Below are 13,318 nucleotides of genomic sequence, written 5' to 3'. Positions count from 1 at the left end.
GTTTCCATGTCAACAGCCAGAAGTCTGCTCGATGTGATCCCGCCGGACGGACGGGCACGCCTGCTCGACGAGGCGGCACGGGACGTGCCTCTCGTCCTCGACGATCGCCTCTTCGAGGAAGGCAGACGAGCCGACCGTTTCTGGATCATCCGATCCGGACAGGTGGAGCTCGACCTCCACGTACCCGGCCGTCGTGCCGCCGTCATCGAGACGCTGGGCCAGGACGATCTGCTGGGATGGTCCTGGCTGTTCGCCCCGCACGTGTGGCACATGGGCGGGCATGTGATCCGGGCGGGAAAGGCCATGGAGTTCGATGCCGCCACGGTCCGCTCGTTGTGCGAGGCCGACGCGCCGCTGGGCCGTGCGGTGTACAAGTACATCGCCGAAACGGTCGCGGAGCGGCTGTACGGAACCCGGACCCGGCTGCTCCAGCTGTACGGCCCCGGGACCGGTGTCCGCGATTTCTGAACGGCCTCGCGCGGGACCCTCGGCGCCCGATCGGGGCCGAAGGACCCATACCGCCCGGGCGCCATCCGACCCATCCTGAGGAGACCATCGGCCGTTCACCAAGAGACCATCGCCACCATCGCCCGTTCCCGATCTGCGGGAGTTTCGATGCACCGCCCGACACTCGACGACACAACGCTGGCCGACCTCGTCGCCGATGCCACCACCGCACCGTCCATGCACAACGCCCAGCCCTGGAAGTTCCGCTACACCCGCGGCGACCGGACTCTCACGCTCCTGGCCGACCTCGACCGCGCGCTTCCGGAAGCCGACCCCGCCACCCGCGCCCTGCACGTGGGCTGCGGCGCGGCCCTGCTGAACCTCCGGGTGTCCGCCGCCCACCACGGCCTGGACACGGACATCACGCTGCTGCCCGAACCGTCCGCCCCCGCCGAGCTGGCCGCGGTCCGGCTGAGCGACCGGCCGGACACTCCACGGACGCCCGACGACGAGCTGCTCGCCGCACTCCACCCCATGCTCCGGGAACGGCACACCAGCCGCTATCCCTTCGAGGACCGGGCGATCCCCGAGGACGTCCGTACGCAGCTCGCCGAAGCGGCCCGGACCGAGGGCGTGGACTTCACGTTTCTGGCCCCGCCCCACCTCCAGACCGTGCTCGAACTGATCCGGGACGCCGAGGGGTACGACCGCGGGGATCCGGCCCGGGAGGCCGAGCAGAAGCGCTGGACCCGGGACACGCAGACCGACGCTCCGGTCGACGGAATCCCGGACTACGCCTTCGGCCCCCGCGACGCCTCCGGACAGGCGACCACCCGCGATTTCGCGGGCACCGACTTCCTTCCCGGCCGGGCACGGGTGCCGTTCGAGAAAACGCCGCAACTGGCCCTGCTGAGCACCGCGGAGGACCACCCCGTCGACTGGCTGCGCGCAGGTCAGGCGCTGGAGCGGGTCCTGCTCACCGCCACCCTCCACGAGGTCTCCACCTCCTTCGCGACCCAGCCCATCGAGTGGCCCGACCTGCGGTGGCTTCTGCGCGATCCGGTCTTCGGCAGCGGGAACGCGCAAATGATCATCCGCCTGGGGTACGGGCCCACCGGACCGCACACCCCGCGCCGCCCCCCGGGCCAGGTGCTGACGATCGAACCGTAGAAGCACGTCGAATCCGCGGAAGCACGTCGCATCCGCAGGGGTACCGGGACGCGCGGCGCCCACACCTGGCCGCCCGGCCGAAAAACGAAACGAGCAGGAAAGGCGGTGCGAGCGATGGAGCTCCCCGTAGTCGTCGGAGTGGACGGATCAGAGGGAAGTCTCCGCGCCCTGGACTGGGCAGCGGCGGAAGCGGCCCGCTCAGCACTTCCCCTGCGCCTCGTCCACGCGTCGCTGTGGGAGCGCTACGAAAGCGCCGGCTCCGCCGCGGACAGCGAGCGCCCCAGCGAGCAGGTCCTCGCCGAGAACCTGGTCGCCGAGGCTCGGGACCACGCGCAGCGACTCCACCCGGAACTGTCCGTGGAGACGTCCGTGGAGCCCGAGGACCCGGTGGCCGCCCTGGTCGGTGCGAGCCACACGGCAGCCCTGGTCGTCCTCGGCTCGCGCGGCCGGGGCCGGATCGCCGGGATGCTCCTGGGGTCCGTCAGCCTGTCGCTCGCCAACCGGTCCCACTGCCCGGTCGTGGTGGTCCCGGCGTCGAAGCCGGACACCCCGCCTACGTCCGGCCGCGTCGTCGTCGGGATCGGCAGCGCCCCCGGGCCCCAGGCAGCCGCGGTGTTCGCCCTCGAAGAGGCGGCATCCCGCCACGGCGAACTGGTCGCGGTACGGTCCTGGCGCTCCCCCGCCCACGGGTCCATGGCCATGAGCCATCCGCTTCTCACCGGCTCAGCGACCGCCGCCCACCACCACGAGGCCGAGGAACACCTCGAAGACGTACTGGAGACACTGGACCTGGCCGGTTCCCCCGAGGTCACCCTCCACAAGTCGGTGGTCCAGGGGCCGGCGCACCAGAAGCTGCTGGAAGCCTCCGCGGGTGCGGACCTGCTGGTCGTCGGCTCCCGACGGGACAGCGGACGGCTGGGGCTCCATCTGGGCCCGGTGAACCACGCGATGCTGCACTACGCGCCCTGCCCGGTCGCCGTCGTCCCCGACACCTACCTTGAATCCCGGGGGGCCTGACCCGGGGCCCGGTACGCAAGCAGGGACGTACCGGGCCCGAAACCTCTGTGTCGCCCCGCATTCGGCCATTCATTGGCCGAAGAATGATCTTCAGGCGGCCTGCGGATCCTGCCGAAGCAGGAGACATCGACGTTGTCCTCGCCGTGAGGAGGCCTGCCATGGGCGACACTCTGTCGGCCCTGTCCATCCCCGTGCTGCTCCTCGCCAGCGGCGTCTACGCGGTATGCGAGAGCTGGTGGCGGCGCCGGCACCCGGCCCCTCCGTCCCCGTACACCCATCAGGCGGCACGGCTGGCCGAGCGCGCGGTGCTGGCGGACGCCGAGACCCTCGTCGACGACGCGTACACCAGGCCGGGCACGCTCTCCGGCAGCCCTGAAGCACCGGACACACGCGCTCCGGTCCCCGGCATCACGTCCGGGGAGGCCGCCAGCCCGGATCCCGACCGGTGAGAGCCAGCATCTGCTCGAAGGGGCCGGCCCCGTCCGGTACGGGACAGGGCTCACCGAACACCTTCGCCTCCCTGGCCATCGGCGCCATCGCGGCCAGCCCGGGGCCGATCTCGGCCAGCACGGCCTCGTCCGGGACGAACTCCTGGCCGGTGGCGCGCGCCAGGTCCCAGGCGTGAACGGTCAGATCGCCGAGAACCATGTTTCCGACCGTCCTGGCCGGGAGCCCCATGGCCCCCGCCGTTCCCTCGTCGGCGCCGGGCGCGGCCCAGGCCGCCACCAGCTTGGCCGCCTCCTCGCCGAAGCGGGCCCGCCAGTCGCCCTCGACGAATTCCGGCACCTCACCGAAGTCGGCCTCCTCCCTTGCCGCCAGGGCCCGGAAGTTGACGACCACCTGGAAGAGGTGGTTGACCAGGGCCCGGACGTCGTACTCCGTACACGGCGTGGGGTCTGCCAGGCGGTCGTCGTCGATCCCCGCCAGGACGGGGGCGGCCTGCCCAGCGGCTGTTTCCAGCAACTCACTGATCTTCTTCATGCTTCAACCTTGCACACCGGTGCTGCCGGGCGCTGAAGAAACGCGACACTGCCCCGAGCGACAGCTCGCCACGAGAACCCCGCCGGTTCAGGCCCTCGACGCAACACCCGAGCATCGGCGATGCCGCCGATCCGGAGCTCCTCACACGGAAGCCGGAGGATCGGGATGGTTCTGCGGGTGCGGTGCGGGCCCGGCGGTCCCCGGGCTCGCCGTCTAGGGTTCCGGCATGAACTCGCAGACCTACCTCTCCGAACTGTTCTCGCTGGACGGACGGGTCGCCATGGTGACCGGCGGCAGTTCCGGCATCGGCCGCGCTGTCGCCGGGGCTCTCGCGCGGGCGGGGGCGAGCGTCGTGGTTGTGGCGCGCGCCGAGGCGAACCTCGTCACGACCGTCGACGAGCTGGCGGCCGACGGCTGCCGAACGGCCTGGGTGAGCGCCGACCTGAGTACACGCGACGGGGTACGCGCAGCAGCAGAGCAGGCGGCAGAGGCATTCGGGGAGCCCGACATCCTCGTCAACTCCGCCGGGATCAACCTGCGGCCCCCGATGGGCGAGCTGGGCGAGGAGGTGTGGGACACCACGATGGCGGTGAACCTGGAGGCGCCGTACCTGCTGGGGCAGCGGTTCGGGCCCGGCATGGCCGAGCGGGGCTTCGGACGGATCATCCACATCACCTCCCAGCAGGCGCATCGGGCCTTCGTCCAGAGCGGCGCCTACGGCGTCTCCAAAGGGGCGTTGGAGTCACTGGCCCGTTCGCAGGCCGAGGCCTGGTCGCCGTATGGCGTCACCTGCAACACCCTGGTGCCGGGGTTCGTCATGACGCCGCTCAACGCCCGACTGTCGTCCGATCCCGAGCGGGTGGCGGCGCTGGCCGCTCGCACGATGGTCGGGCGCAACGGTCTGGCCGAGGACTTCGCGGGCGCGGCGGTGTTCCTGGCGAGCCGCGCCTCCGCCTATGTCACAGGGCAGGCGATCTTCGTCGATGGCGGGTTCTCCGTTCACTGAACCAGCTCGCTTGCGGGGAGACGGCGGGACATCGGACGAGTGCACCCGGGCCTCCGGCCCATTCCCCGCGTCTTCCCCGCGCCGCCCGGCTGTCGGCACCACGTCCTACAGTTTTGGTCATGGAACGCACCGCATCGCCGTCCGTACGGATCGTGCCCTGGTCGGACGCCGACCTGGAACTGCTCCGCCGTGCCAACGCTCCGGAACTCATGGACCACCTGGGAGGCCCTGAGTCGGAGGAGCAGCTCATCACGCGTCACGAACGCTATGTGGCCATGAGCGCGGACCGGCAGGGCGCAGGCCGGATGTTCCGTATCGCGCTGGCCGGCGAGGACGACGCCGTGGGCACGATCGGCTTCTGGGAACGGACCTGGCAGGGCCGGAAGGTGTACGAGACGGGCTGGGCCGTCCTCCCCGGCCACCAGGGAAAGGGCATCGCGACCTCCGCCACGACGGCCGTCGTGGAGCAGGCCCGCGCCGAGCACAAGCACCGCTATCTGCACGCCTACCCGTCCATCGACAACGGAGCGTCGAACGCGGTCTGCCGCAAGGCGGGCTTCACGCTGATCGGCATGTGCGAATTCGAGTACCCGCCCGGCCATGCGCTGCTGACGAACAACTGGCAACTGGACCTCGCGCCGGACGCACCGGACGCCCCGGACGCCCCGGACGCCCCGGACGCCCCGGACGCCCCGGACACAGAACGCTGAATCCCGCCCCTGCCGCAGCCCCGTCACCGGTGGTCGCGGCCCCAGCCACCAGCGGGCCAACGCTCACCAGCAGGCCAACGGCCACCGCCGAGCCAACGGCCACCGGCACCGAAATCCCTGGCTGACACCACCCGCGCAATGACATCCTGACGAGGTGAACGGACCGGAGATCCTCCTCGAAGTCGACCCCGAACTGCGTCTCTTCGTCGCCCATGAGCGCCGCCGGGGACGGTCGACGGTGACCACCGACGGCTCCTCCACGCTCGGGCATGTCGTGGAGTCGCTCGGCATCCCGCTCACCGAGGCCGGACAGCTCCTGGTCGACGGCCGCCCCGTGGCTGTCTCGCACATCCCTGCGGCGGGCGAGCGGGTCGAGGTGCGCGCCGTGCAACGCCCCCAGCAGGTCCCGGGCGCTCCCCTGCGGTTCCTGCTCGACGTCCACCTCGGCACACTCGCCCGACGGCTCCGGCTCCTGGGTGTCGATGCGGCGTACGAGAGCGAGGACATCGGCGATGCCGCACTGGCCACCCGGTCGGCCGATGAGCGCCGCGTACTGCTCTCCCGGGACCGGGGACTGCTGCACCGGCGGGAGATCTGGGCCGGGGCCTACGTCTACAGCGACCGGCCGGAGGACCAACTGCGGGACGTGCTGGAGCGGTTCGCACCGCAGCTGGCCCCCTGGACCAGGTGCACGGCCTGCAACGGTCCGCTGGAAGCGGCCGACAAGGAATCCGTCAGCGACCATCTGGAGCACGGCACCCGGCGCTCGTACGACGTCTTCGCGCAGTGCACGGAGTGCGACCGCGTCTACTGGCGGGGTGCCCACCACAGTCATCTGGACGCGATCGTCACCAAGGCACTCCACGACTTCGCGCCCGTCACCGTGGAGAGCGCCGAGGAGAACGACCACGGCGGGGCACCGTCGAGCCGGTCCTGAACCGGCGGTCGGCCGGAGCCCGCTCCTCTCCCGCCTGCCCGGCGCGGCGGCCTCATGGCCGCTCGGCGGTCAGATAGCGCTGAACGGTGGGCGCGAGCCAGGCAATCACCTCCTCGCGCGGCATCGAGACGGCGGGCGGGATCCGCAGGACGTAGCGCGCGAGAGCCATCCCCAGGATCTGTGAGGCGACAAGGGCCGCGCGGCGCGGGGCATCCGCCGGGACGGGGCAGACGCCGGCCGCTATCGGGCCGAGCTGCTCGGCAAAGACCGCCCGCATGCGCTCGGCACCCGCTTCGTTGGTGACGCCGACCCTGAGCAGGCCCGTGAGCACGTCGTCGCCCTCCCAACGGTCCAGGAAGTGTGCGACGAGAGCGGCGCCGATGTGCCGGCCCGGCAGCGCGCCGAGCTCGGGTATGCGTAGGTCGATCGCGGACGCGGCGGCGAACAGTCCCTCCTTGTTGCCGTAGTAGCGCATGACCATCGACGGATCGATGTTCGCGTCACGGGCGATGGCCCGGATGGTGGCGCGCTCGTATCCGTCGGCGGCGAACCGCTCGCGCGCGGCTTCGAGGATCGCGGCCCTCGTGGCATCCGAGCGGCGGGGAGCGGCAGGCTTCGTCATCATGCCAACAACTGTAGGCCAACAAGCGTTGACATGCCACTCCGGACAGAACTACCGTTGCCAACAAGCGTTGACCAACACCTGTTGGCACAACGACCGCTGAGGAACGGGCCCAGGAGGCAGTCATGTCCACCACCCCGCGCACCGCACCCGAAACCGCCGACGTCCTCGTCGTGGGCGCAGGCCCCACCGGCCTGCTGCTCGCGGGCGACCTCGCCGCCCAGGGCCTCTCGGTCACGCTCGTGGAACGCCGCCCGCACCAGACCAGCACCATGACACGCGCCTTCGTCGTACACGCCCGCACACTCGAACTGCTCGACACCCGCGGCCTCGCCGACGAACTCGTCGAGGCGGGCACACCCCTCTCCGCCCTGCGCTTCTTCGGCAAGCTCTCGCTCGACCTCTCCCGGCTGCGCACCCGCTTCCCCTTCGTACTGATCGCCCCGCAGTACGAGGTGGAGCGCCTGCTGGAGCGCCGCGCCCGCGCCGCGGGCGTCCGTTTCCGCTACGGCACGGAGCTGACCGCGTTCCACCAGCACGACGGATCGGACATCGTCACCGCCGAACTGCGTGCGACGGACGGCGGCCCAGCCACGCTCGACGCCCGCTATCTCGTCGGCACCGACGGAGTGCGCAGCCGGGTGCGGCAGGGACTCGGTCTCCCCTTCCCCGGCAGATCGGTGATCCGGTCGATGGTCCTCGCCGACGTACGGCTCGCCGAGGAACCCTCCGCCGTCCTGACGGTGAACGGCGTGGGGGACGCCTTCGCCTTCATCGTCCCCTTCGGCGACGGCTGGTATCGCGTCATGGGCTGGGACCGCGCCCGCCAGGCCGCCGACAGCGACCCCGTCGACCTCGCCGAACTGCGGGAGATCACCCGCCGCGTCCTCGGCACGGACTACGGCATGCGCGAGGCACGCTGGATCTCCCGCTTCCACAGCGACGAGCGCCAGGTGCCCGCCTACCGCACGGGCCGGGTCTTCCTCGCCGGGGACGCCGCCCATGTCCACTCACCCGCGGGCGGCCAGGGCATGAACACCGGCCTCCAGGACGCCGCCAACCTCTCCTGGAAGCTCGCCGCCGCACTGCGCGGACAGACGGCCGCCCCGGAGACGCTGCTCGACAGCTACCACGCGGAACGGCACCCGGTCGGCACGATGGTGCTCCGCTCCAGCGGCGCGCTCGTCCGCCTGGCCATGGCCCGCACCCCGCTCCAGCGGACGGTCCGGGCCCTCGCCGCCAAGGCCCTGGACATGCTCCGGCCGGCCTCCGACAAGGCCATCGGCTTGATCTCCGGCCTCTCCATCGCCTACACGGCACCGCGCGGTGCCCACCCCCTCACCGCGAAGCGCGCGCTCGACCTGAGCCTGCAGGAGGGACGCCTCCACCACCTGCTGCGCGGCGGCACATTCGTCCTCGTCACCCCCGCCGGAGTCACCGCTCCGGCATCGCCGGCCCCGTTGGTGCACGCCCACTGGAAGGGCGACCGCAGCACCGCCCTGCTCGTCCGCCCGGACGGCTACATCGCCTGGGCGAGCGACCACACCGACCCGGCGGCCCTCCGTGCCGCGCTCGCCCGATGAAGCCGCGCCCGGCCGGCACGGCGACCGCCGCAATCGAAGCCCCGCCGCCCCGGCCGATCCCATCCACCGTCCCCGCCACGGACCCAGCCACGATCCCGCCCACCGTTCCCGCCACGATCACGCCCGACCTCCGCGGCCACCGGCGTACCGACAGCCGCACCGCCCGCCCCCGGCCCCCTGTGACACGCTGCTCGCATGTCCCTCGCACGCTCTGTCGCCCTGTTCGCCGTCGCCGCGCTCTTCGAGATCGGCGGTGCCTGGCTCGTCTGGCAGGGCGTACGCGAGCACCGGGGCTGGATCTGGATCGGCGCGGGCATCATCGCGCTGGGCGTCTACGGCTTCGCCGCGACCCTTCAGCCGGACGGCGAGTTCGGCCGCATCCTCGCCGCGTACGGCGGTGTCTTCGTCGCGGGCTCGATCGCCTGGGGCATGGTCGCCGACGGTTATCGCCCCGACCGCTGGGACGTGACCGGGGCACTGATCTGCCTGGCCGGGATGGCCGTGATCATGTATGCCCCGCGCAACCACTGATCCTGCGCCTGCCTATCCTGACCAGGTACCGATCAGCTGTCCGAGGAGTCCGCCATGGCCGCCACCCCGATCGCCGTCATCACCGGAGCAAGCAGCGGCATCGGCGCCGCGACTGCCCGGCAGCTGGCCGCCGCCGGCTACCGCGTCGTGCTGACCGCCCGCCGGAAGGACCGCATCGAGGCGCTCGCCGCCGAGATCAACGAGGCGGGCCACCAGGCAACGGCCTACGCCCTGGATGTCACCGACCGTGCCGCGGTCGACGAGTTCGCCACGGCGTTCCGCAGCCTCGCCGTCCTCGTCAACAACGCGGGCGGAGCGCTCGGCGCCGACCCCGTCGCCACCGGCGACCCGGCCGACTGGCGCCAGATGTACGAGACGAACGTCATCGGCACGCTCCACGTCACCCAGGCCCTGCTCCCCGCCCTCACCGCGAGTGGCGACGGCACGATCGTGATCCTCTCCTCCACCGCGGGCCACGCCACCTACGAGGGCGGTGCCGGCTACGTGGCCGCCAAGCACGGCGAACACGTCCTGGCCGAGACCCTCCGCCTGGAGATCGTCGGCACCCCGGTCCGTGTCATCGAGGTCGCCCCCGGCATGGTCAAGACGGAGGAGTTCGCCACGACCCGCTTCCGCGGCGACACCGAGAAGGCGGCGAAGGTGTACGCAGGCGTCGAGGCCCCCCTCACCGCCGACGACGTGGCCGACACCATCACCTGGGCCATCACCCGCCCCAGCCACGTCAACATCGACCTGCTCGTCGTCCGCCCCCGCGCCCAGGCCTCCAACTCCAAGGTCCACCGCACCTCTTGACCCCGCCTGCACGCGCCGGCCGGAACGCCCAGGGCCTCAGCCCTTCACGCACACGACCTGCTTGAGCTTGGCGACGACCTCCACGAGGTCCCGCTGCTGCTCGATGACCTGCTCGATCGGCTTGTAGGCGGCCGGAATCTCGTCGACGACGCCGGAGTCCTTGCGGCACTCCACCCCCCGCGTCTGGTCTTCCAGGTCCCGCGTGGAGAAGCGCCTCTTCGCGGCGTTCCGGCTCATCTTCCGGCCGGCGCCGTGCGAGGCCGAGTTGAAGGACTTCTCGTTCCCGAGACCCTTCACGATGTACGAACCAGTACCCATCGAGCCCGGAATGATCCCGAAGTCCCCGGAGCCCGCCCGGATCGCGCCCTTCCGCGTGACCAGCAGGTCCATGCCGTCGTACCGCTCCTCCGCCACATAGTTGTGGTGGCAGGAGATGACCGGATCGAAGGTGACCTTGGCCTTCTTGAACTCCTTGCGGACCACGTCCTGGAAGAGCGCCATCATGATGGCGCGGTTGTGCTTCGCGTACTCCTGCGCCCAGAAGAGGTCGTTCCGGTAGGCCGCCATCTGCGGGGTACCGGCGATGAACACGGCCAGATCCCGGTCGACCAGGCCCTGGTTGTGCGGCAGACTCTGCGCCCGCCCGATGTGGAAGTCGGCCAGTTCCTTGCCGATGTTCCGCGATCCGGAGTGCAGCATCAGCCAGACCGAACCCGACTCGTCGAGGCAGAACTCGATGAAGTGGTTGCCCGAACCGAGCGTTCCCATCTGCTTCGTGGCCCGTTCCTCACGGAACTTGACCGCGTCGGCCACCCCGTCGAACCGGCCCCAGAAATCGTCCCAGCCCTGCGTCCGGAAGCCGTGGAGCCGGCCCGGGTCCACGGCCTCGTCGTGCATGCCGCGGCCCACCGGAATGGCCTCCTCGATCTTCGACCGCAGTCGGGACAGGTCACCCGGCAGGTCATTGGCCGTCAGAGAGGTCTTCACGGCGGACATTCCGCAGCCGATGTCCACCCCGACCGCCGCCGGGCAGACCGCCCCCTGCATCGCGATCACCGAACCGACGGTCGCGCCCTTGCCGAAATGGACGTCCGGCATCACGGCGAGGCCCTTGATCCAGGGCAGCGTGGCGACGTTCCGCAGCTGCTGCATCGCAACGTCCTCGACCGAGGCCGGGTCGGCCCACATACGGATCGGGACCTTGGCACCCGGCATCTCCACGTACGACATAATTCCTCGATTCCCCCGAAAAGTGTGAAAGCGCAAAACCGGCGCCAAGGCCGACAAATAAGTCGGTCAACCGACATTCACAGCGGCGTGTGCGATACACATTGTGTCCACCGGCCGCGATCGAGCGGCAACCGTTTTTCGCACGAAGGGAGCCCAGGACCGTGCGGCGAATGGCGTACGTACCCGGCATCGCGCTCGTGGCAGCACTTGCCGTCGGCTGCAGCGCCAGCACCGGAACAGGTGGATCCGCCCCTGACAGCAAGTCGGGCGAGTCGACCGTCACCGTGGCGGCTCCCGGCAAGTACCGCACCCTTCCCGACCCTTGTCGAGCCATCACGTCGTCCACCCTGGAGGAGATGTTCCCGGGCTCGGCCGAACTCACCGAGGACCAGCAGGAGGAGCTGTTCGCGGGCACGGCCACCGTGACCTACGACACCGACCGCAAGGTCGGCTGCCGCTGGAAGGCTGAGACCACCACCTCCTCGCACACCCTCTTCATCGACTTCGAACGCGTCGTGTCCTACGACCCCACGGTGAGCGACGACGACCGCGCCAGCGAGGTGTACGCGGAGAAGGAGGCAGCCGCCGGCCTGTCCTCGCCGTCCACCGCACCCAGCGACACCAAGGCCACGAAGGAAGGGGCAACCCCCTCCGACTCCGCCGATTCCGCAGACGACTCCGCATCGGGATCCAAGACGGAGTCCACGTCGGGCTCCGCCTCGCACGCCCTGTCCGGCTCCGACTCCGAGGAAGAGGCCACGGACGGGACCACGGGCGCGACCACCGACGGGGACACCGACGGGGGCACCGATGGTGACACCGCCGAAAACGACAGCTCCGACAGCTCGGGCGACTCCGACAGCTCCGACGGCTCCGGCGGCGAGGACGACAGCCTGGCACCGCGCGTCCTCGACAACCTCGCAGACAACGCATTTCTGAACGATTCGCTCACAAGGGAAGGTTCCACCGCCCAGAACCGCACGGTGAGCGTGGTCTTCCGCACATCGAACGTCATCGTGACCATCGAGTACACCGCCCAGCCCACCGTTTCCACCGTGGTCCCCGACAGCAAGGAACTGCAGGACAAGGCACGGTCGCTGGCCCAGCAGCTGGTCAACAGCTTCACCGACTAGTCCCGCCCGAAGTGCCCCGGCCCGGTCTCACCCCCCGCCGGCCGAGCACCCGGCCGAGGCGGCATCCGAGCGCCGTCCGTCGTACCGTGGCCCTCCGGAACACCCGCCGACCCCCCGCCGGCCGCATCGGAAGTCCGACCGCACCGGAAGCCCGACCGCCCCGCAGCCCGACCACCTGGCAGCCCGCCGACCGCGCCACCTGAGTGAAGGAACCATGCACCGTTCAGCCTCGCGACTCCCCCGCATACTCGCCTGCGCCGCCGTTCCGGTGATGCTCGTCGTCGCCGGCTGCTCGTCGGACTCCGACGACACGAAGGCCTCGGGTTCGTCCTCGTCCGCCACCCCGAGCGCGACGACGTCGGAAGCGAGTGTCGAGCCCGCGAAGTTCGCCGCGCTGCCCGACCCGTGCAAGTCGATCACCACGAAGACGGTCACCTCCCTGGTTCCCGCGGTGAAGTCCAAGGCCGGCACGCCCGCCAAGTCCAGCGACACCGCGGCCCGGGCCGGCTGCTCCTGGAACGGTCTCGACGACAACGGCGTGAAGGGCTCCCAGTACCGCTGGCTCGACGTCGGCTTCACCCGCTTCGACTCGGACCAGACCCTGGGCAGCGGAGCCGCGCGCGCACAGCAGGACTACACGAAGCAGGTCGAGAAGGCCAAGGCGGCCGAGGGCGCGAAGAAGGTCGCCGAGGCAGCCGTCTCCGGCATCGGCGAACAGGCCACCACGATTACCTACGACCTCTCCAAGACGAGCGAGGACTTCAAGTACGCGACCGTCATCGCCCGCACGGGGAACGTCGTCGTCACCCTCACCTACAACGGCGCGGGTTACGCGGGCGCGAAGACACCTGCCGCGGCCGACATCCTGAAGGGCGCCGAGAAGGCGGCCAAGGAGGCCGTGGCCTCGGTCGCCACCAGCGACGCGGCGTCGAACGCGGCGAGCAAGTCCGCCGATCCCAGCAAGTCCTCCGCGGCCGACGAGAAGGCCTCGGACGAGAAGAGCTCGGACACCAAGACCTCGGACAAGAAGACGGACTGACCGCCCCGGCAGAGGGCTTCCCCCCACCCAACACCCCTTCCCAGAAGCGTTTTCAGAAGCCCGGTACTCCCGCCAGTACCGGGCTTCTCCCCTCCCCGC

15 protein-coding genes are annotated in these 13,318 nt (G+C 70.6%); 12 read left to right on the top strand and 3 right to left on the bottom strand.

Annotated elements, in window-relative coordinates:
- Positions 1–6 precede the first annotated feature (6 nt).
- The 4 genes from AB0L71_RS18435 to AB0L71_RS18420 all read left to right on the top strand — a co-directional run bounded on the left by AB0L71_RS18435 (position 7) and on the right by AB0L71_RS18420 (position 3,083).
- Positions 7–468, top strand: coding sequence for a cyclic nucleotide-binding domain-containing protein (locus tag AB0L71_RS18435; protein ID WP_365243784.1), 462 nt, complete (start codon positions 7–9; stop codon positions 466–468).
- 147 nt (positions 469–615) lie between these two features.
- A complete protein-coding gene (locus AB0L71_RS18430; RefSeq protein WP_365243782.1) occupies positions 616–1,617 on the top strand; it encodes a nitroreductase in 1,002 nt (333 codons plus the stop codon).
- 114 nt (positions 1,618–1,731) lie between these two features.
- Positions 1,732–2,634 (top strand): universal stress protein, encoded by a 903-nt coding sequence (locus tag AB0L71_RS18425; protein ID WP_365243780.1) that lies wholly within the window; start codon positions 1,732–1,734, stop codon positions 2,632–2,634.
- Positions 2,635–2,792: 158 nt separating this feature from the next.
- Positions 2,793–3,083, top strand: a complete 291-nt coding sequence (locus AB0L71_RS18420) for a hypothetical protein (protein ID WP_365243778.1) — start codon at positions 2,793–2,795, stop codon at positions 3,081–3,083.
- On the opposite strand, the gene AB0L71_RS18415 is transcribed toward AB0L71_RS18420, so the two are convergent.
- On the bottom strand, positions 3,043–3,615 hold the full coding sequence (locus AB0L71_RS18415) for a TIGR03086 family metal-binding protein (RefSeq protein WP_365243776.1): 573 nt from the start codon (positions 3,613–3,615) through the stop codon (positions 3,043–3,045). The genes AB0L71_RS18420 and AB0L71_RS18415 overlap by 41 nt on opposite strands.
- 226 nt (positions 3,616–3,841) lie before the next feature.
- Here AB0L71_RS18415 and AB0L71_RS18410 point away from each other — a divergent pair, with 226 nt between their 5' ends.
- The 3 genes from AB0L71_RS18410 (at position 3,842) to AB0L71_RS18400 (ending at position 6,268) form a co-directional block, all read left to right on the top strand.
- Positions 3,842–4,621 carry an SDR family oxidoreductase gene (locus AB0L71_RS18410; protein ID WP_365243774.1) on the top strand — a complete coding sequence of 260 codons (780 nt, stop codon included), beginning with the start codon at positions 3,842–3,844 and terminating at the stop codon, positions 4,619–4,621.
- 119 nt (positions 4,622–4,740) lie between these two features.
- On the top strand, positions 4,741–5,331 hold the full coding sequence (locus AB0L71_RS18405; protein ID WP_365243772.1) for a GNAT family N-acetyltransferase: 591 nt from the start codon (positions 4,741–4,743) through the stop codon (positions 5,329–5,331).
- A gap of 154 nt (positions 5,332–5,485) precedes the next feature.
- Complete coding sequence (locus AB0L71_RS18400; RefSeq protein ID WP_365243770.1) at positions 5,486–6,268, top strand: Mut7-C RNAse domain-containing protein; 783 nt, start codon at positions 5,486–5,488, stop codon at positions 6,266–6,268.
- 52 nt (positions 6,269–6,320) lie between these two features.
- Here AB0L71_RS18400 and AB0L71_RS18395 read toward each other — a convergent pair whose 3' ends face one another.
- A complete protein-coding gene (locus AB0L71_RS18395) occupies positions 6,321–6,893 on the bottom strand; it encodes a TetR family transcriptional regulator (RefSeq protein ID WP_365243768.1) in 573 nt (190 codons plus the stop codon).
- A gap of 122 nt (positions 6,894–7,015) precedes the next feature.
- On the opposite strand from AB0L71_RS18395, the gene AB0L71_RS18390 reads away from it, so the two are divergent.
- The 3 genes from AB0L71_RS18390 (at position 7,016) to AB0L71_RS18380 (ending at position 9,817) form a co-directional block, all read left to right on the top strand.
- Complete coding sequence (locus AB0L71_RS18390) at positions 7,016–8,473, top strand: FAD-dependent oxidoreductase (RefSeq protein ID WP_365243767.1); 1,458 nt, start codon at positions 7,016–7,018, stop codon at positions 8,471–8,473.
- Between the two features lie 195 nt (positions 8,474–8,668).
- A complete protein-coding gene (locus AB0L71_RS18385) occupies positions 8,669–9,004 on the top strand; it encodes a YnfA family protein (protein WP_365243765.1) in 336 nt (111 codons plus the stop codon).
- Positions 9,005–9,058: 54 nt separating this feature from the next.
- Positions 9,059–9,817, top strand: a complete 759-nt coding sequence (locus tag AB0L71_RS18380; protein ID WP_365243763.1) for an SDR family NAD(P)-dependent oxidoreductase — start codon at positions 9,059–9,061, stop codon at positions 9,815–9,817.
- A gap of 36 nt (positions 9,818–9,853) precedes the next feature.
- Here AB0L71_RS18380 and AB0L71_RS18375 read toward each other — a convergent pair whose 3' ends face one another.
- Positions 9,854–11,047, bottom strand: a complete 1,194-nt coding sequence (locus AB0L71_RS18375) for an RtcB family protein (protein WP_365243762.1) — start codon at positions 11,045–11,047, stop codon at positions 9,854–9,856.
- Positions 11,048–11,217: 170 nt separating this feature from the next.
- On the opposite strand from AB0L71_RS18375, the gene AB0L71_RS18370 reads away from it, so the two are divergent.
- The gene (locus tag AB0L71_RS18370) at positions 11,218–12,180 is read left to right on the top strand and encodes a DUF3558 domain-containing protein (protein ID WP_365243760.1); all 963 of its coding nucleotides are present in this window, start codon (positions 11,218–11,220) and stop codon (positions 12,178–12,180) included.
- 214 nt (positions 12,181–12,394) lie between these two features.
- Positions 12,395–13,219 carry a DUF3558 family protein gene (locus AB0L71_RS18365; protein WP_365243758.1) on the top strand — a complete coding sequence of 275 codons (825 nt, stop codon included), beginning with the start codon at positions 12,395–12,397 and terminating at the stop codon, positions 13,217–13,219.
- Positions 13,220–13,318 lie beyond the last annotated feature (99 nt).

The sequence above is a fragment of the Streptomyces sp. NPDC052052 genome, assembly GCF_040680455.1.
Lineage (GTDB): Bacteria > Actinomycetota > Actinomycetes > Streptomycetales > Streptomycetaceae > Streptomyces.
The sequence above is the reverse complement of the archived record's forward strand: the minus strand, read 5'-3'. Positions and strand labels throughout refer to the sequence as shown.

Excerpts from the sequence above, each read along its gene's own strand:
- AB0L71_RS18370 (WP_365243760.1), top strand. The coding sequence starts at position 11,218 with ATGGCGTACGTACCCGGCATCGCGCTCGTGGCAGCACTTGCCGTCGGC.
- AB0L71_RS18410 (WP_365243774.1), top strand. The coding sequence starts at position 3,842 with ATGAACTCGCAGACCTACCTCTCCGAACTGTTCTCGCTGGACGGACGG.
- AB0L71_RS18425 (WP_365243780.1), top strand. The coding sequence starts at position 1,732 with ATGGAGCTCCCCGTAGTCGTCGGAGTGGACGGATCAGAGGGAAGTCTC.
- AB0L71_RS18395 (WP_365243768.1), bottom strand. The coding sequence starts at position 6,893 with ATGATGACGAAGCCTGCCGCTCCCCGCCGCTCGGATGCCACGAGGGCC.
- AB0L71_RS18435 (WP_365243784.1), top strand. The coding sequence starts at position 7 with ATGTCAACAGCCAGAAGTCTGCTCGATGTGATCCCGCCGGACGGACGG.
- AB0L71_RS18415 (WP_365243776.1), bottom strand. The coding sequence starts at position 3,615 with ATGAAGAAGATCAGTGAGTTGCTGGAAACAGCCGCTGGGCAGGCCGCC.
- AB0L71_RS18420 (WP_365243778.1), top strand. The coding sequence starts at position 2,793 with ATGGGCGACACTCTGTCGGCCCTGTCCATCCCCGTGCTGCTCCTCGCC.
- AB0L71_RS18385 (WP_365243765.1), top strand. The coding sequence starts at position 8,669 with ATGTCCCTCGCACGCTCTGTCGCCCTGTTCGCCGTCGCCGCGCTCTTC.
- AB0L71_RS18430 (WP_365243782.1), top strand. The coding sequence starts at position 616 with ATGCACCGCCCGACACTCGACGACACAACGCTGGCCGACCTCGTCGCC.
- AB0L71_RS18405 (WP_365243772.1), top strand. The coding sequence starts at position 4,741 with ATGGAACGCACCGCATCGCCGTCCGTACGGATCGTGCCCTGGTCGGAC.
- AB0L71_RS18390 (WP_365243767.1), top strand. The coding sequence starts at position 7,016 with ATGTCCACCACCCCGCGCACCGCACCCGAAACCGCCGACGTCCTCGTC.
- AB0L71_RS18365 (WP_365243758.1), top strand. The coding sequence starts at position 12,395 with ATGCACCGTTCAGCCTCGCGACTCCCCCGCATACTCGCCTGCGCCGCC.
- AB0L71_RS18380 (WP_365243763.1), top strand. The coding sequence starts at position 9,059 with ATGGCCGCCACCCCGATCGCCGTCATCACCGGAGCAAGCAGCGGCATC.
- AB0L71_RS18375 (WP_365243762.1), bottom strand. The coding sequence starts at position 11,047 with ATGTCGTACGTGGAGATGCCGGGTGCCAAGGTCCCGATCCGTATGTGG.